Source organism: Arthrobacter sp. Leaf337 (assembly GCF_001423745.1).
Lineage (GTDB): Bacteria > Actinomycetota > Actinomycetes > Actinomycetales > Micrococcaceae > Arthrobacter.
Genome location: NZ_LMPC01000001.1, coordinates 440,272 through 456,773 on the forward strand (window position 1 = coordinate 440,272; position 16,502 = coordinate 456,773).

The 16,502-nt window shown below is 65.0% G+C and carries 16 protein-coding genes; 5 read left to right on the top strand and 11 right to left on the bottom strand.

Annotated elements, in window-relative coordinates:
- Nucleotides 1-13: 13 nt before the first annotated feature.
- Nucleotides 14-1,138, bottom strand: coding sequence for a succinyl-diaminopimelate desuccinylase (gene dapE, locus ASF98_RS01965; RefSeq protein WP_055796715.1), 1,125 nt, complete (start codon nt 1,136-1,138; stop codon nt 14-16).
- 50 nt (nt 1,139-1,188) lie between these two features.
- Here dapE and dapD point away from each other — a divergent pair, with 50 nt between their 5' ends.
- Nucleotides 1,189-2,220 carry a 2,3,4,5-tetrahydropyridine-2,6-dicarboxylate N-succinyltransferase gene (gene dapD, locus ASF98_RS01970; RefSeq protein WP_055796717.1) on the top strand — a complete coding sequence of 344 codons (1,032 nt, stop codon included), beginning with the start codon at nt 1,189-1,191 and terminating at the stop codon, nt 2,218-2,220.
- 55 nt (nt 2,221-2,275) lie between these two features.
- Nucleotides 2,276-3,127 (top strand): hypothetical protein, encoded by an 852-nt coding sequence (locus ASF98_RS01975; RefSeq protein WP_055796720.1) that lies wholly within the window; start codon nt 2,276-2,278, stop codon nt 3,125-3,127.
- Nucleotides 3,128-3,137: 10 nt separating this feature from the next.
- Here the strand turns inward: ASF98_RS01975 and ASF98_RS01980 are convergent, their stop codons facing one another.
- Both ASF98_RS01980 and ASF98_RS01985 read right to left on the bottom strand, forming a co-directional pair.
- Nucleotides 3,138-3,749, bottom strand: coding sequence for a hypothetical protein (locus ASF98_RS01980; protein WP_055796723.1), 612 nt, complete (start codon nt 3,747-3,749; stop codon nt 3,138-3,140).
- 58 nt (nt 3,750-3,807) lie between these two features.
- On the bottom strand, nt 3,808-4,446 hold the full coding sequence (locus ASF98_RS01985; protein ID WP_055796726.1) for a TetR/AcrR family transcriptional regulator: 639 nt from the start codon (nt 4,444-4,446) through the stop codon (nt 3,808-3,810).
- 81 nt (nt 4,447-4,527) lie between these two features.
- On the opposite strand from ASF98_RS01985, the gene galE reads away from it, so the two are divergent.
- Nucleotides 4,528-5,541, top strand: coding sequence for a UDP-glucose 4-epimerase GalE (gene galE / locus ASF98_RS01990; protein ID WP_055796729.1), 1,014 nt, complete (start codon nt 4,528-4,530; stop codon nt 5,539-5,541).
- Between the two features lie 72 nt (nt 5,542-5,613).
- Here galE and ASF98_RS01995 read toward each other — a convergent pair whose 3' ends face one another.
- The 3 genes from ASF98_RS01995 to fdxA all read right to left on the bottom strand — a co-directional run bounded on the left by ASF98_RS01995 (nt 5,614) and on the right by fdxA (nt 8,641).
- Nucleotides 5,614-6,897: a citrate synthase gene (locus tag ASF98_RS01995; RefSeq protein WP_028269443.1), complete on the bottom strand. Its 1,284-nt coding sequence runs from the start codon at nt 6,895-6,897 to the stop codon at nt 5,614-5,616.
- Between the two features lie 258 nt (nt 6,898-7,155).
- Nucleotides 7,156-8,304 (bottom strand): succinyldiaminopimelate transaminase, encoded by a 1,149-nt coding sequence (gene dapC, locus ASF98_RS02000; protein ID WP_055796732.1) that lies wholly within the window; start codon nt 8,302-8,304, stop codon nt 7,156-7,158.
- 10 nt (nt 8,305-8,314) lie between these two features.
- On the bottom strand, nt 8,315-8,641 hold the full coding sequence (gene fdxA / locus ASF98_RS02005; RefSeq protein WP_055796733.1) for a ferredoxin: 327 nt from the start codon (nt 8,639-8,641) through the stop codon (nt 8,315-8,317).
- A gap of 169 nt (nt 8,642-8,810) precedes the next feature.
- Here fdxA and ASF98_RS02010 point away from each other — a divergent pair, with 169 nt between their 5' ends.
- Nucleotides 8,811-9,056 carry a putative acetyltransferase gene (locus ASF98_RS02010; protein WP_055796736.1) on the top strand — a complete coding sequence of 82 codons (246 nt, stop codon included), beginning with the start codon at nt 8,811-8,813 and terminating at the stop codon, nt 9,054-9,056.
- Nucleotides 9,057-9,074: 18 nt separating this feature from the next.
- Here the strand turns inward: ASF98_RS02010 and ASF98_RS02015 are convergent, their stop codons facing one another.
- Nucleotides 9,075-9,437: a hypothetical protein gene (locus ASF98_RS02015; RefSeq protein ID WP_055796739.1), complete on the bottom strand. Its 363-nt coding sequence runs from the start codon at nt 9,435-9,437 to the stop codon at nt 9,075-9,077.
- Between the two features lie 48 nt (nt 9,438-9,485).
- Entirely contained in the window at nt 9,486-11,414 is a 1,929-nt protein-coding gene (gene typA, locus ASF98_RS02020; RefSeq protein ID WP_055796742.1) for a translational GTPase TypA, read from the bottom strand.
- A 472-nt stretch (nt 11,415-11,886) separates the two neighbouring features.
- Between typA and ASF98_RS02025 the strand changes: the two genes are divergently transcribed.
- Nucleotides 11,887-12,633: an SGNH/GDSL hydrolase family protein gene (locus ASF98_RS02025; RefSeq protein WP_442854023.1), complete on the top strand. Its 747-nt coding sequence runs from the start codon at nt 11,887-11,889 to the stop codon at nt 12,631-12,633.
- Between the two features lie 149 nt (nt 12,634-12,782).
- On the opposite strand, the gene ASF98_RS02030 is transcribed toward ASF98_RS02025, so the two are convergent.
- Genes ASF98_RS02030 through ASF98_RS02040 form a run of 3 tightly spaced genes read right to left on the bottom strand, consistent with a single transcriptional unit; the run spans nt 12,783 to nt 16,379 of the window.
- The gene (locus ASF98_RS02030) at nt 12,783-14,498 is read right to left on the bottom strand and encodes an ABC transporter ATP-binding protein (protein ID WP_055797282.1); all 1,716 of its coding nucleotides are present in this window, start codon (nt 14,496-14,498) and stop codon (nt 12,783-12,785) included.
- An 11-nt stretch (nt 14,499-14,509) separates the two neighbouring features.
- Nucleotides 14,510-15,460, bottom strand: coding sequence for an ABC transporter permease (locus tag ASF98_RS02035; protein WP_055796748.1), 951 nt, complete (start codon nt 15,458-15,460; stop codon nt 14,510-14,512).
- The gene (locus ASF98_RS02040; protein ID WP_028269452.1) at nt 15,450-16,379 is read right to left on the bottom strand and encodes an ABC transporter permease; all 930 of its coding nucleotides are present in this window, start codon (nt 16,377-16,379) and stop codon (nt 15,450-15,452) included. The genes ASF98_RS02035 and ASF98_RS02040 overlap by 11 nt, the downstream gene beginning before the upstream one ends.
- Between the last annotated feature and the right edge of the window lie 123 nt (nt 16,380-16,502).

Genomic DNA, 16,502 nt, shown 5'->3' on the forward strand with positions numbered 1-16,502 from the left:
GGACGTTTTCCGCCTAGTTGGCCAGCCACGTCCGGAGCGCCCTCAGGCATTCGCGGACTGCGTCAGCGTCAACGTGCTCGTTGTCCTTATGCGCCAGCAAGGGATCGCCCGGGCCGAAGTTGACCGCGGGAATACCCAGCTCGCTGAAACGCGCGACGTCGGTCCAGCCGTACTTCGGCTTGGGCTCGGCACCGACAGCGGCCACGAAGGATGCGGCAGCCGGATGGTTCAGCCCCGGCCGCGCACCGGCCGCGCTGTCGGTCTTGACCACATCGAACCCGTCGAGGAGTTCGCGGACGTGGGCTTCGGCTTGATCCGGAGTCTTGTCCGGAGCGAAGCGGTAGTTGATTTCCACCACGCAGCGGTCAGGGATGACGTTGCCGGCCGTGCCTCCGTTGATCTTCACCGCGTTGAGGCTTTCCCGGTAGTCCAGGCCGTCCACGTTGATGGTGGCCGGTTCGTAGGCTGCGAGCCTCGCGAGGATGGGTGCGGCGGCATGGATGGCGTTGCTTCCCATCCAGGCCCGGGCGGAGTGTGCTGCTTCACCAATGGTGGTTGCCTCGAACCGCATGGTGCCGTTGCACCCGCCCTCCACCGTTCCGTGCGTCGGCTCGAGCAGGATGGCAAAGTCGCCGTCCAGGAGGCCGCCGTGGTTGCGCACCAGCCGCCCGAGGCCGCTCTTCGCCGCTTCCACTTCCTCGTGGTCGTAGAACACGAAGGTGACGTCCTTGCCCGGTTCCGCGCCGCCGTCGAACATTGTGGCCGCCAGCGCCAGCTGCACCGCGACGCCGCCCTTCATGTCCGTAGTGCCGCGGCCGTACAGCAGCCCTTCCCCCGGCGCGCCGGACGGCCAGAACGAGGGGACGGTGCCGAGGGCCCCTTCGGTGGTGGGGAGTGGCACCGTATCCAGGTGTCCGGCCAGGATGACGCGCTCAGTGCGGCCAAGTGCGGTCCGGGCAATGATGGAGTCGCCGTCGCGGACCACGGTAAGCTGCGGAATCTTCCGCAGGGCATGTTCGACGGCGTCGGCCAGCTCCTTCTCGTTGGCCGAGACACTGTTGATGTCGATAAGCGCAGCGGTGAGGAGGGCGACGTCCTGGCGGAGATCCAGGCGGACAGAGGCAGTTTGAGCAGTCACGATGACAGTCTAGTTCGAGACCTGAGCCTCCCTCTCGATAGACTGGGGGCATGACTGAAACCGCTGCTGCTTCCGCCGTGCCCGCTGACAATTCCGCGTCCGCCGACGCCCGCTCCGCCTACGGCTACGGTGTGGCCACCATTTCCACCCGCAACGGCGAGGCCACCGTGCTTGACGTCTGGTTCCCCGCGCCGTCCCTCGGAACCGCAGCGGACAGCCTCCGGAATGTGGAGAGCGCGGATCCCGTGCTTGCCGAGATCGCCGCAGCCGGCAGCGACGCCGACCGCGGCACCGAGCAGCAGGTTGTTTTCGTCCAGGTTCACCTTGACGAAGCCCCCGCCGACACCGCGGACGCCTACCTCCGACTGCACCTGCTTTCGCACCGGCTGGTCCAGCCCAACACCATCAACCTGGACGGCATCTTCGGCAAGCTCCCCAATGTCGTCTGGACGAACTTCGGCCCGGCCGCCGTAGACGGCTTCGAGCTGACCCGGGCCAAGCTGCGTAAACGCGGAGCCGTGACTGTCTACGGCGTGGACAAGTTCCCGCGCATGGTGGACTACGTGGTGCCCGCAGGGGTCAGGATCGCCGACGCCGACCGCGTCCGCCTTGGCGCCTACCTCGCCGAAGGCACCACGGTCATGCACGAGGGCTTCGTGAACTTCAACGCTGGCACCCTGGGCACCTCCATGGTGGAAGGCCGCATTTCTGCAGGCGTTGTAACCGGTGACGGCACTGACGTCGGCGGCGGGGCCTCCATCATGGGCACCCTCTCGGGCGGCGGCAAGGAAAAGATCTCCCTCGGCGAACGTGTGCTGCTGGGCGCCAACTCCGGCGTCGGAATCAGCATCGGCGACGACTCGGTGGTGGAAGCCGGCCTGTACGTCACGGCCGGGACCCGCGTCCGCGTGGTCGGGCCCAAGGATGCCGACGGCGAGGACACCACCCGGGTGGTGAAGGCCGTTGAGCTCTCCGGCGTGCCCAACCTGCTGTTCCGCCGGAATTCCTCGACCGGCGCGGTGGAGGTACTCCCCCGCAAGGGCCAGACCGTGGAACTCAATGAGGCACTCCACGCCAACTGATTCCGTCCGCCCGCAGAAGTCAACCGGCCCGTCCAGGGCGTGAGGGAGTAACTTCGTGTCACGGAGACGTGGCCTGCGCCGCCTGCTAGTCCTGGGGCTGGCTCTGGCACTTATTGCCGGCGGCGTTTACACGGCCGTGGCCTTTATTCAACGCTCGGAAACGCTGATTGCCGAAAAGTGCACCGCCGTCGTAGGGTCCCGCAAAGCCGACTTGGCCACCGACCAGGCGGCCAACGCGGCCCTGATAACGGCGGTCGCGGTGCGCCGGGGGCTGCCGCCGCGGGCGGCGAGTATCGCCCTGGCCACCGCCATGCAGGAATCCAAGCTGCGCAACATCGGGCACGGCGACCATGCCGGGCCGGATTCCCGCGGGCTGTTCCAGCAGCGTCCCTCGCAGGGCTGGGGCACCGAGGAACAGGTGATGGACCCTTATTATTCGAGCGGTGCGTTCTACGACGCCCTGGTGAAGATCCCGGAGTACGAGTCGCTGGAAATCACCGCCGCCGCCCAGCAGGTCCAGCGTTCGGCGTACCCGCAGGCCTACGCCGAACACGAGGACATGGGAAGGGTCTTCGCCTCCGCCCTGACCGGCCAGTCTGCCGCAGCACTCGACTGCACCCTCAAATCGCCCGAGGAAGCCGGTGATGTCCAGGCCGTCGTTGACGAAGTGGCAGCGGCATTCGGGAACATCCCGGCGACGGCCGACGGCAGCACCGTCGTGCTGGAGGCGAGCGGCAGCCAGGCCTGGGCTGTGGCGCAGTGGGCCGTGGCCAACGCGAAGTCGCTGTCCGTGACGGCGGTCGGCGTCGAGGGCCGCAGCTGGGACCGGGCGTCCAGGAACGGCTGGCAGCCTTCGGAGGCCCTGTCCGGTCAGGTCAGGGTCACGGTCGCTACCGGGACTCCCTGACGCTAGAGCCTCAGACGAGCAGTTCCACGACGGGCTGGACGTAGCTTCGGAACACCTCAGGCTGGGAGAGCAGTTCCTTGCTCATGATGATCTTGTCCGGCTCGAGGTACCAGGCCCGGGGTTCCGTCAATGGAAGTTCGACGATGGTCAGGTTGAAGTCCCGCGAACCGCGGCCCACCTCCAGCAGCCGGTCCTCCACCATGTCGCCCAAGAGCTGCGGGGCGCCGCTGGCCTCCCGTTCGGCTTCCAGCTCCGCGTATTCTGCGCGGCGCTCCCGCGCCCACGTCAGCGCCGAACCGAAATGCGCCTGCAGCACGCGCTGGAGTGCCGGAGAGTTGCCAAAAGCCTCAAAGTCCGGAGGCGTCACGTCGGGGGTCATTTGCGGGTGCGCCTTGAGCAGTTGCTCCCACCAGGCCTCCCATTCAGTCTTCAGCGCGCTGATCCCGCCCACTTCGGACGTGAGGTTGGTGTGGTCCACCGGACGGATCTTCGGTGCCATGTGACACAGTGCCGGACGCCCGGCACTGTCGAGGCCGGCGGCGTCGCGAACGTAAAGTGCGATGAGCATGGGACCTGAAGTGTCCATGGTGATTCGCCAGCCAGGACCGCCTGTTTGGTGCATCCGAATGGCCTCCCTTGGCTTGTTTACTGTCCCAGTCTAATCCTGTTGACTACTGACGTTAATGGCTGGTTTCAGACTGTCCAAGGCTGTGCAGGTGGGACGACAGGACGTCCCTGCACATTTCGGCAGTCATCCATTCCGGCTGCAGCAAAGCATGCATCGTCAGTCCGTCCAAGGTAGCCAGCAGCCGCTCCGCTTCGGTCACCAGGCCCAGGTGGCCGTCGCCGTCCATTGCCTCCCCGGGCGCCCGCAGTTCCATGACCAGCCAACCGACAACGGCGGCCACGGCCCGGTGGCTGCGGTCGGCCTCGGCGGCAAGGAAGGGCTTGATCCGGGCTGCGTTTTTGAACGCCATCCAGACGCACGCGTCCACCGCCCGTTCCTCATCCAGGGGAAGGAACTGGCCCAGCAGGGTTAACACTCCGTCCCGGTGCTCCGCAGTGCCGGGGACCAGCCGGGTGAGGTTCTCCCGGGCCTCGTCCAGCCTGCCGGTGATCCTGTCGACCGCAACGCCGAAGGAATGGGCCAGGAGCTCGTCGCTGCTGGAGAAGTAGTGGCGGACGGAACCCACCGCCAGCCCGGCTTCGTCAGCCACTTCGCGCAGTGAGGCCCGTTCCAGCCCGTCCGTCGCGATGATCCTGAAAACTGCTTCGACAACTTCCTGTCGCCGGGCTGCGGCATCAACGATTTTGGGCACCCTTATTATTTAGCACAGTTGTGCCGCCAAGTTGTGGGCAACACGGGCGGAAGCCTGGCGAAGTGGGATAGCGTTGAGCCCATGAGAATTCTGGTTACGGGCGGCACCGGCTACATCGGGTCGCACACAGTTCTGTCCCTGCAGGAAGCCGGCCATGAGGTGGTGGTCATCGACAACCTGGTCAATTCAAGCGAGGAGTCGCTGCGACGCGTTGCCGAGCTCAGCGGCAAGGAAGCGGTGTTCCACAACGTCGACCTCGTGGACGAGCCGGCTGTCGATGCCGTCTTCGCCCGGGACCGGATCGACGCGGTGATCCACTTCGCCGGCCTCAAAGCGGTGGGAGAATCCGTCCGGGAGCCGCTGAAGTATTACTACAACAACCTGGTGGGCACACTGAACCTGATCCGGGTGATGGACCGGTACGACGTCCGTTCCCTCGTGTTCAGCTCCTCAGCCACGGTGTATGGCGAGCACAACCCCATTCCGTACGTCGAAAAGATGGAAATCGGCGCAAACAACCCGTACGGCCGGACCAAGGAACAGATCGAGGACATCCTGTCGGACCTCGGCGCCGCGGACAGCCGGTGGCACATCGCGCTCCTGCGGTACTTCAACCCGGTGGGTGCACACCCGTCCGGCCGGATCGGCGAAGACCCCCAGGGCATCCCCAACAACCTGGTGCCGTTCATCGCCCAGGTCGCCGTGGGCCGACGCGAAAAGCTGATGGTGTTCGGCGGCGACTACGACACCCCTGACGGCACGTGCCTGCGTGACTACATCCACGTCGTGGACCTTGCCGAAGGCCACGTTGCAGCGCTGAACCACGTGGCTGACCGCACAGGCGTGTTCCGTTGGAACCTTGGCTCCGGAAAGGGATCGTCGGTGCTGGAGGTACTGCGTTCTTTCGAAAAGGCCGTGGGCCACGACCTTCCCTACGAGATCACCGGCCGCCGGGCGGGCGATCTCCCCGCTTTCTGGGCCGATGCCACCTCCGCCTTGGCCGACCTGAGCTGGTCCACCACCAAGACCGTGGACCAGATGTGCGAGGACCACTGGCGCTGGCAGAAGAACAACCCGCTGGGCTACAACTCCTAGGCCAGTGCCATGAAAAAACGACGCCGGCTACGCACCTAAGGTGCGTAGCCGGCGTCGTTCTTTGTCCAGCGGCTAGCTGGCCGGGTAGTTGCGCTCCGGCTCACCTGTGTAGAGCTGGCGCGGACGGCCGATCTTGGTGTTGGGGTCGCTGATCATTTCGCGCCACTGGGCAATCCAGCCGGGCAGGCGGCCGATGGCGAACAGCACCGTGAACATCTTCTCCGGGAAGCCCATGGCCTTGTAAATCAGGCCGGTGTAGAAGTCCACGTTCGGGTAGAGCTTGCGCTGGATGAAGTAGTCATCATTGAGCGCCTTCTCTTCGAGGCGCAGGGCGATCTCCAGGAGTTCGTCGTTGCCGCCGAGCTTGGTGAGGATCTCGTGTGCGGTGTCCTTGACGATCCTGGCCCGCGGATCGTAGTTCTTGTAGACGCGGTGTCCGAAGCCCATGAGGCGGACGCCGTCTTCCTTGTTCTTGACCTTCTCCATGTAGTCCTCAGGCTTGGTGCCGTCGGCCTGGATCTGGCGGAGCATCTTCAGCACGGCCTCGTTGGCGCCGCCGTGGGCGGGGCCAAAGAGGGCGTTGATGCCTGCCGAAACGGAGGCGAAGAGGTTGGCGTTGGACGAGCCGACAAGCCGGACCGTGGAGGTCGAGCAGTTCTGCTCGTGGTCGGCGTGCAGGATGAGGAGCAGGTCCAGTGCCTTGGCGACTATCGGGTCAACCTCGTACTGCTCGGCCGGAAGGCCGAAGCTCAGGCGCAGGAAGTTCTCCACGAGGTTGTGGGAGTTGTCCGGGTAGAGCATCGGCTGGCCGATGCTCTTCTTCAGGGCGTAGGCGGCGATGACCGGCATCTTGGCCAGGAGCCGGTACGTGGAGACCTCCACCTGCTCAGCGTTGAACGGGTCCAGCGAGTCCTGGTAGAACGTGGAGAGCGCGGACACGGCCGAGGACAGCACGGGCATCGGGTGGGCGTCCCGCGGGAAGCCGCTGAAGAAGCCTTTGAGCTCTTCGTGCAGCAAGGTGTGGTGGCGGATCCGCTGGTCAAAGGCTTCCAGCTCGGTGGCGTTCGGCAGGTTGCCGTAGATGAGCAGGTAGGAAACTTCAAGGAAGCTCGAGTGCTGGGCGAGTTGCTCGATCGGGTAACCGCGGTAGCGCAGGATGCCGGCGTCGCCGTCGATGTAGGTGATCGCCGAAGTGGTGGCCGCAGTGTTCATGAACCCCGGGTCAAAGGCAACGGCGCCTGTCTGCTTCAGCAGTTTGGAAACGTCATAGCCTTCGTTTCCTTCTACAACCTTGATGCGCGGGAGTTCGAGTTCGCCGCCCGCATGGCGCAGGGTTGCGCTGGTGGTCTCAGTCATGGAGTCTCCTCATGAGGCGTCAGGGCCTCTCTGTAGAAAGCTTGATCCAACATCCGGTGGAGCCGCCCGAGGAGCCTGCGTGGCAGGGTTTCCAACGGCCGGGCTGCCTTCTTGTAGAAAGCCACCATTGATAGTCAGTTAAAAAGTACCGCTCCAGGCAAGGTGACACTAATCCGATAGTGCCGAAATGCCCCAAAAAGGCCCCCGTTGTGTTGCGTGTCACATCATTGTTACGGACCCGTGGCGGGTTCGTGGCGGCTACGAGCCGGTGCTCAGCCTGGCTACAGCCGTGTCGATCCGCTCATCCGCGGCCGTCAGCGCAACGCGAACGAACCCGTTGCCGGCATCGCCGTAGAACACGCCGGGGCCCACCACGATCCCCAGCCCGGCCAGCCTGCCCACGGTGTCCCAGGTGGCTTCGCCGGCGCTGCACCACAGGTACAGCCCCGCCTGCGATTCGTGGATGGTCAGCCCGAACGCCTCGAGCGCCGGCACTAGCCGTTCCCGCCGGCCGCGGTAAAGGTCCTTCTGCGCCTGAACGTGGGCGTCGTCGCCCAGCGCCACCCGCATGGCTTCCTGCACCGGGTACGGCACGATCATGCCTGCGTGCTTGCGGCTGTTGACCAGGTTGGCCATAATCACCGGGTCGCCGGCCACGAACGCCGCACGGTATCCCGCCAGGTTCGACTGCTTGCTCAAGGAGTAAACCGCCAGCAGGCCGTCATGCGAGCCGCCGGCCACGCGCGGGTCCAGAATGCTGGGCACCGGGCTGCCGCCGCGCTGGACGTCCCACTCCCCCCAGCCAAGCTCCGCGTAGCACTCGTCGGAAGCCACCATGGCGCCGAGCCCGCGGGCCTGGTCGACGATCCGTTTCAATGACGCCGCGTCACGGACGCTTCCGGTGGGGTTGGCCGGCGAATTTACCCAGACGAGCCGGACGCGCTGACGCGTCTCGTCATCCAGTTCGTCGAGGTCGTCAGCGGCGATCTGTTCGGCGCCGGCGAAGGTCGCTCCGATGTCGTAGGTGGGGTAGGCAACCGTAGGACGGACGACGACGTCGCCCGGCTTCAGTCCCAAAAGGAACGGCAGCCATGCCACCAGCTCCTTGGACCCGACGGTTGGCATCACATCGCGGGGATCCAGCCCGGGGACGCCGCGGCGGCGGGCAAACCAGTCTGCAATAGCGGTGCGGAGCGCCGGCGTGCCGTGCACCGTGGGGTACCCGGGTGCGTCGGCGGCGCCCTGAAGCGCCTCCTGGATCAGGGCCGGCGTGGGGTCCACCGGGGTGCCGATGGAAAGATTGACCACCCCGCCCGGGTGCTCCGCAGCCTTGGCAAGATACGGTCCCATGGCCTCCCACGGGTAATCGGGCAGGCTGAGGCCGAAGCTGCGTACTGCGGATGTCACGCCAAGCGCCTCAGTGGTCCTGGTTCTGCGGCGGCAGGGCAGCAATCATTGGGTGGTCGGTGTGGGTGTTGCCGACCTTTGCAGCGCCGCCGGGCGAGCCGAGGTCGTCAAAGAACTCAACGTTGGCCTTGTAGTAGTCGGCCCACTCGTCCGGGGTGTCATCCTCGTAGTAAATGGCCTCGACGGGGCAGACAGGTTCGCAGGCACCGCAGTCGACACATTCATCGGGGTGGATGTAGAGGGACCGCTCACCCTCGTAGATGCAATCGACGGGGCATTCTTCAATACATGCCTTGTCCTTGACATCTACACACGGCTGCGCGATTACGTACGTCACGTCCCTTGCCTCTCCACGTTGGTTTCCGGCATTCCGCCGGTGATCATTTCCGGCCTGAGCGCCGGACTGCTGACTTCTGAGCCTATTATCTATCAGGCTGTTCCCGCGAACCTAGCGGCGCGTCATACATTGCCCGCGTCATACTAGCGCGGGGTCCTAGGATGGAGTGGTGAATCCGCAGATCCCCGCTCCCCGGCAGTTCCTGGAAGGCGCGCCGCTGGGCACAAGGGTGGTGGTCCGTTACAAGATCCCGGAGGGCATGACGGATGCTTTGGGCGACCTGGTGGGACTCAACGCCGAGGAATGCACCGTCCGCACCCGGCGGACCGACGTCGTAATCCCTTTGGCCCTGGTGGTGGCAGCGAAACAGGTGCCGCCGGCGCCGGCGCGGCGTGCCCCGCGCGCCGCACCTTAGCCTCCAGCACGCGCGCCGTCAGGCCGGCGGCCTGAGCGTCCGGTAGCGCCGGCACCAGACGAGCATCAGCACGGTTACGCCGGCGATGCCGTAGATCCACGTGTACCCGGGAAAGTCCCCCGCGATCAGCCGCTTGCCGGGCTCCAACGTCGACCACAGGCCCGCCAGGACGTAGCACAGCACGCCGCAGGCCGCCGTCGGGATCACCGACCGGAAGACCGCCCCGAGGAGCAGCTGGACCGAGCCGAGAAGCACCAGCGCTGCCACTGCGCCCCAGGGAAGGACGACGCCGGAAAGCAGCAACTGCTGGCGGTGCAGTGCCGTGCCGGCCGCGGCAACAAAAAGAGCTGCCGGCACGGCGGCGGCGATGCCGCCTGCCATGCCGGCAGCTCTATTGTTCACGAAGGTGATGACCGGAACGTGCCCGGATCAGACCTTGGCGCGGGCGCGGTTGGCCTTGGCGCGCTCGTTGGTGTCCAGGATGACCTTGCGGATCCGGATTGACTCCGGGGTAACCTCGACGCACTCGTCTTCGCGGGCGAATTCGAGGGACTCTTCGAGGGTCAGGTCGCGCGGGGGCGTCAGGTTCTCGAAGGTGTCGGAGGAAGCGGCACGCATGTTGGTGAGCTTCTTTTCCTTGGTGATGTTGACGTCCATGTCGTCGGCGCGGGAGTTCTCGCCCACGATCATGCCCTCGTAGACCTCGGACGTGGGCTTCACGAAGAAGGAGCCGCGTTCCTGCAGGTTGATCATGGCGAAGGGCGTCACAACACCGGCGCGGTCGGCGATCATCGAACCGTTGGTGCGGTATTCGATCGGGCCGGCCCAGGGCTCGTAGCCCTCGGAGATGGAGGCAGCGATGCCGGCGCCGCGGGTGTCCGTGAGGAACTTGGTGCGGAAACCGATCAGGCCGCGGGCCGGAACGATGAACTCCATGCGGCACCAGCCGGTGCCGTGGTTGGCCATGTTGGTCATGCGGCCCTTGCGGGCTGCCATGAGCTGGGTGACGGCGCCGAGGTATTCTTCCGGCACGTCGATGGTCATGTGCTCCATCGGCTCGTGGATCTTGCCGTCGATGGTCTTGGTGACCACCTGGGGCTTGCCGACCGTCAGCTCGAAGCCTTCGCGACGCATCTGCTCGACGAGGATGGCCAGGGCCAGCTCGCCACGGCCCTGGACTTCCCAGGCGTCGGGACGCTCGGTGGGGAGGACCTTGATGGAGACGTTACCGATCAGTTCCTTGTCGAGGCGGTCCTTCACCTGGCGTGCGGTGACCTTGGCGCCCTTGACCTTGCCGGCGAGCGGCGAAGTGTTGATACCGATGGTCATGGAGATCGCGGGATCGTCCACGGTGATCAGCGGCAGCGGCTGCGGGTTGTCGGCGTCGGTCAGGGTCTCACCGATGGTGATGTCCTCAATGCCGGCGACGGCCACAATCTCGCCCGGGCCAGCGGACTCGGCCGGCACGCGGTCGAGGGCCTTGGTGGCCAGCAGTTCGGTGATCTTGACGTTCTTCAGCTCGCCGTTGGCACGTGCCCAGGCAACGGTCTGGCCCTTGCGCAGGGTGCCGTTGTAGATGCGCAGCAGAGCCAGGCGGCCCAGGAACGGGGAGGCATCCAGGTTGGTGACGTGCGCCTGGAGGACACCGTTCGGGTTGTACGTCGGTGCCGGGATGTGCTCGATGATGGTCTTGAACAGCGGTTCAAGGTCCTCGTTCTCCGGAGCGGTGCCGTCAGCCGGCTGCTCAAGGGAGGCGCGGCCAACCTTGGCGGCGGCGTAGACGACGGGGACTTCGAGGATCTTGTCCAGGTCCAGGTCCGGAACTTCGTCGGCGAGGTCGGAGGCCAGGCCCAGGAGCAGGTCCATGGACTCGTGGACCACTTCGTCGATCCGCGCGTCGGGGCGGTCGGTCTTGTTGACCAGCAGGATCACCGGCAGGTGCGCGGCAAGGGCCTTGCGGAGCACGAAACGGGTCTGGGGCAGGGGGCCCTCGGAAGCATCGACGAGGAGCACAACGCCGTCAACCATGGACAGGCCGCGCTCCACCTCGCCGCCGAAGTCGGCGTGGCCCGGGGTGTCGATCACGTTGATCGTGATGGTCTCGCCCTGCGAGGACGGTCCGTTGTAGGCCACGGTGGTGTTCTTGGCCAGGATGGTGATGCCCTTTTCGCGTTCAAGGTCACCGGAGTCCATGACGCGGTCTTCGAGGTGGTTGTGCTCGGCAAAGGAGTTGGTCTGCTTGAGCATGGCGTCGACCAGTGTGGTCTTGCCGTGGTCAACGTGGGCCACGATCGCGACGTTGCGCAGGTCACTGCGCGATGCAGTGGCTACCGCGGTGTTGGTGGTGGTTTCAGACATGCGTTATTGCTCGATTCAGTGGTGAAGTCAGCTGTGGTATCGCGACATTTCCAACCGGAACGCACGACGGATGAGACCCTTTGGCACAGGGCACCTTCTACCATTCTAAGCGCTAGGTCATTTATTGGCCTAAAAACCCCAAAATGGGGTCCTTCAGGCCCCGTTACTGGATCGTCATCTGAATGGGACGAATAGTGGCTTAAGTTACTGGATATTCCTGTTGCGATGCCCCATCATTACGGAGGTAACAGCACGCAAAGCCCGGAGACCATAGATGCGAAACGCTTCAGTTCTGACCCGCTTGGTCGCACCTATGATCGCCGCCGGCGTTCTGATGGCGGGCTGCGGGCAGGCACCACAGACACCAGGCGCGGCCCCTGAATCTGCCGCACCGGCCGCCAGTGCGGCAGCGTCGCAGCCATCCGCGTCAGCATCCGGCCAGTCCGTTCCGCGGAAATCGGCGGCCGCGCCGGTGGCTGCAGCACCGGGCGAACCGGTCGCCGCCGGCTCGGCGGGGAAGGCCCGGCTTGCCCCGGAATCCGATCCGGCATCGATGGCACCCGGGTCGGTCTACCTGAACCCCGCAAACGGCCGCAACGAAGTCATCGTCGCCAACATCAAGCGCACCGCAGTCCTGATCGGGGACTCCCAGTCCGAGCCCGAAGCCGGGTGGCCCCGCCAGGGCCTGGCTGCCATGGGTTACAACGTCTTCTTCTGCGGCCGCGGCGGCACCGGCTTTGTTGCTGCGAACGGTAAAACCGGCAACTACATCGATGCACTGCAGCGCGGCGACTGGAAGCTCCCCTATGGATCACCCGCCCTGGTGGTCATCCAGGGCGGCGGAAACGATGCGGCCCGCGGCGCCACGGATGCCCAGATCGTGGCGAATGCCGAACGCCTGATCTCCTCGCTCAAGCAACGCTACCCGGGGTCGAAGTTTGCCATGATCGGCACCCTGGCCCGGGGAATCAACTACGGCGGCGGGCGGCGGTCACAGGTGGACGCGCTGCTCGGTACGGTGGCAGCCAAACATGCCATTCCTTTCGTCAGCGCTGGCGATTGGTTGACTAAGTACGACCTGGCCAAGGAACTGGCCGACGGCGTGCACATGAACAGTGTGGGCCACAAGGCACTGGGCACCATCCTGGCCGCAAGGTTGAAGGAACTGGGACTTGAGGCGCCCGCTGTGCCGGCCACCTCGTCATTGCCGGTCGGGTGAGCGGAGCCCAACCCTCCTGACCCTTCTGCACAGAGTCGCATCGGCACCCGGAGAATTCAGCACAAAAAGGAGCCGGTATCCGCCCCGGGGGCGGATACCGGCTCCTTTCGTGATGCACCCTGCTCAGGGAACATTTGCTCTGGTTTTGCTCAGGCAACTTCCGGCGGCAGCATCAGCCGCGCACCCGGGATGGCATGGAGTAATGCCTTCGTGTAGTCCTGTTGCGGAGCGTCGAACACATCGTCCGTGGAACCGGTCTCAACCAGCTTGCCCTTCTCCATCACGCACACGTGGTCCGCGATCTGCCGGACCACGGCAAGGTCGTGGGTGATGAACAGGTAGGTCAGGCCCAGCCTGGACTGCAGCTCGGCAAGCAGGTTCAGCACCTGCGCCTGGACCAGGACGTCGAGCGCGGAAACCGCCTCGTCGCAGATGATCACTTCCGGGTCGAGTGCCAAGGCACGGGCGATGGCCACGCGCTGCCGCTGTCCGCCGGACAGTTCGTTCGGATAACGCTGCATGGTGGACTGCGGCAGTGCCACCTGGTCCAGGAGCTCGCGGACCTTCTTCTCGCGGCTGGCTTTGTCCCCGATCTTGTGGGTACGCAGCGGCTCCTCGATGGTCCGGAAGATGTTGTACATCGGGTCAAGGGAGCCGTAGGGATCCTGGAAGATCGGCTGCACGCGGCGGCGGAACGCAAAGATCTGCTTGCTGTTCAGCGTGGAGGTATCCACGCCGTCGAACACGATCTTTCCGGACGTCGGCTGCAGGAGGTTCAGCACCATCTGCGCCACTGTGGACTTGCCGGAACCCGACTCCCCCACGATCGCCGTCGTCGTCCCGCGCTTGACGCTGAAGGAAACGTCGTCGACGGCAGCGAAGTCGGTGGACTTCCCGAAGCCGGAGCGCAGTTTGAAGACCTTGCGGAGGTTCTGGATCTGGAGCACGTCTTCGGTCATGGTCGGCTCGACGACGACCGCCTCGGCGGGAGCGAGCAGCTCGTCCGTTTCGACGCCGAGCTCCTTGGCCACCTGGATGCGCCGAGAGGCCAGCGACGGCGCCGAGGCCACCAGGCGCTGCGTGTACGGGTGCTGCGGGTTCTGCAGCAGTTCGAGCGACGGACCGGCTTCCACCACGTTGCCCCGGTACATCACCACCACCTTGTCCGCGCGTTCGGCGGCCAGGCCCAGGTCGTGGGTGATGAGGAGCACCGAAGTGCCCAGTTCCGAGGTCATCTTTTCCAGGTGATCGAGGATCTGGCGCTGCACCGTCACGTCGAGCGCGGAGGTGGGCTCGTCGGCGATCAGCAGCCGCGGCTGGCAGGAGAGGCCGATGGCGATCAGCGCGCGCTGGCGCATGCCGCCGGAGAACTCGTGCGGGTACTGCTTGGCCCGCCGTTCGGCGTCGGGAAGGCCTGCCTCGGCGAGAACCTTCGCAACGTCGGCGGGTCCGCTGGGACGCCCGTTTGCCCGCAGCGTTTCCTTGACCTGGTAGCCGATCTTCCAGACCGGGTTGAGGTTGGACATCGGGTCCTGCGGGACCATGCCGATCGTGTTGCCGCGCAGCTCGATCATGCGCTTTTCCGAGGCATGGGAAATGTCTTCGCCGTCGAGCAGGATCTGCCCGCCGGAAACCCTGCCGTTGCCGGGAAGCAACCCGATAGCGGCCAGCGCTGTGGTCGACTTCCCGGAGCCGGACTCCCCCACAATCGCGACGGTTTCGCCCGGCATGATGGTCAGGTGGGCGTTCCGGACGGCCTGTACCTCACCGGACCCGGTCTTGAAGGAAATGGCGAGGTCGCGGATTTCCAGCAGCGGCGTGTCCGCCTGGCCCGCCTCACTGATTCTGACGTCGGAAGTTGTCATGATTGCCTCGTTCATCGTTGACGGCTTTTCGGATCGAGTGCGTCGCGCAGGGCGTCGCCGAGCATGATGAAGCTCAGGACGGTGATGGACAGCGCGACGGCCGGATACAGCAGGATGGCCGGGTTGGTCCGGACTGAAGACCTGGCGGAGGCGATGTCGTTACCCCAGGACATGATGCTTCCCGGCAGGCCGATGCCGATGAAGGACAGCGTGGCTTCCGCCACGATGAAAACACCGAGTTCCATGGTGGCCAGGACGATGATCGGCGCGAGTGCATTCGGCAGCACGTGCCGGACGAGCGAACCAAAGCGCGAGACGCCCAGCGAGCGGGCCGCCGTGACGAAGTCGGCATTACGCACTTCAATGACCGCGCCGCGAGTGATGCGGGCCATCTGCGGCCAGCTGAGGACCACCAGGATCATCACCACGGTCCAGACGCCGCGGTTATCGCGCATGAACGGAAGCTGCGAGACCACCAGGGCGCCCAGAATCAGCGGAATGGCAAAGAAGATGTCGCCAAGCCGGGCGATGACGGCGTCGAGCCAGCCGCCATAGAAACCCGCGATGGCGCCGAGGGTGACACCGATGAGGAGGACGCAGATCACAGAGAAGACGCCCACCATCAGCGACGCCTGGGTGCCGTGGATGATGCGGGAGTACACGTCGCAGCCCTGGAAGGTGTAGCCGAGCGGATGCCCTGCCCCGGGAGCGCCGTCGGAGTTCGCCAGCTGGCAGTTGTCGTTCGGTGCCACCTGGGTGAAGAGGCCCGGAAAGAGCGCCACAATGATGATCAGCGCGATCATCACGGCGGAAATAATGAACAGCGGGCGACGGCGGAGCTTGCGCCAGGCGTCGGCCCAGAGGCTCAGCGGAGCCTGGTCTGCTTTGAGCGAGTCCGTTGCCAGCAGGGGGGTCTCCTCCACGGGGGCAACAAAGTGCTCGATTTCGCGATTAGTTTTCATAACGGATCCTCGGATCAAGCCAGGCGTACAGCAAATCGACCAACAGGTTGGCAATAACGAAGACAAGCACCAGGACGCTGACAATCGCGACGACGGTGGGGCCTTCGCTGCGGATAACGGCCTGGAACAGCTTCTGGCCAACTCCCGGGACATTGAAGATGCTCTCCGTGACGATGGCACCGCCCATCAGGCCGCCGAGGCTGGCGCCCAGGTAGGTGATGACCGGAATCATGGAGTTGCGCAGGATGTGCGTGACCACGACGCGGGGCCGCGAAAGGCCCTTGGCGGTGGCGGTGCGCACATAGTCGGCGTTCATGTTTTCGACCACCGATGCGCGCGTCAGCCGCAGGACGTAGGCGAACGAAACCAGGCCCAGTACGGTGGCCGGCAGGATCAGGTTGCCCCAGTCCGCGTTGGCTCCAACGGTGGGCTTGGCCCAGCCGAGCTGCACACCGATCAGCAGCTGGAGGACGAAGCCGAGTACGAAAGTGGGGATGGCGATGACCACGAGGGATGCGACGAGCACGGTGGCGTCGAAGAATTTCCCCTTGCGCAGTCCGGCAATGAGGCCGAAAGTCACGCCAAAGACAGTCTGGATGATGAGGGCTTCGACGGCCAGCATGACGGTGACCGGGAAAATCCGGCCGAGGGACGCCGCAATGGGCTGGCCGGTGAAGTCGACGCCGAGGTTGAAGGTGAACAGGTTCTTGAGGAAGAGCCCGTACTGCACCCAGAACGGCTGGTCGAGGTTGTACTGCTGGCGGAGCTGCGCGATGACCGCTTCGCTGGGCGGCCGGTCGCCGAACAGTGCCCGGATCGGGTCACCGGGGAGGGCGAAAACCATGAAGTAGACGAGCAGGGTGGTTCCGATGAACACCGGAATGATCTGCAGCAGGCGCCGGAGGATGTACTGGATCACAGCAGCGTCTCCTGAGCGTTTGTGGGGCTAAGGGGGATCATGTAGGACAGCTTTCGTGCCGGTTCCAAGGCTATGGGGGCCCGGCTTTGTGGCCGAACCCCCATTAGCTTTTTGACGTGGATT